Source organism: Ruoffia sp. FAM 26254 (assembly GCF_045528545.1).
In the GTDB taxonomy this organism is placed as follows: Bacteria; Bacillota; Bacilli; order Lactobacillales; family Aerococcaceae; genus Ruoffia; species Ruoffia halotolerans.
The window spans coordinates 1-436 of sequence record NZ_JBGQQY010000120.1; the positions used below are offsets into that span (position 1 = coordinate 1).

Genomic DNA, 436 nt, shown 5'->3' on the forward strand with positions numbered 1-436 from the left:
AAGTCGCCACGATAAATTGCACGATAGATAGTATTATAACTGATTTTATTTTTGGAATTTTCAAGGTTCAAACGACCAGAAATTTGTTCTGGAGACCATTGTTCGTTGAGAAATAGTCGTTTGACCAGCTGAAAAATAGAGTCTTTATCTAGCGTGCGATGTCTGCCACATAGTTGTTTTCTACGTTTATACTCTCCATGAGCAGTTGACAGTGAATAACTGCCATCCTTGTTTGAATTACGATGTAATTCTCTTGAGATAGTCGATTTAGAACGGTCCAGGGTCTCGGATATCTGCCCGATAGTTTCACCTTGTTCATACATTAGGAATATTGTTTCTCGCTCATTCATGGTAAGATGTGTGTATGGATTCATAGCTTTCTCCTTCTAATAGTTGGTTGGTACATCTATTTTATAGGAAAACTATGGATCTTTTT

The 436-nt window shown here is 36.9% G+C and carries 1 protein-coding gene; it reads right to left on the reverse strand.

Annotated features, from left to right (window positions below):
* A partial coding sequence (locus ACEN3Z_RS11920) for a transposase (RefSeq protein ID WP_407090991.1) occupies positions 1 to 374 on the reverse strand: 374 nt, incomplete at its 3' end.
* Between the last annotated feature and the right edge of the window lie 62 nt (positions 375 to 436).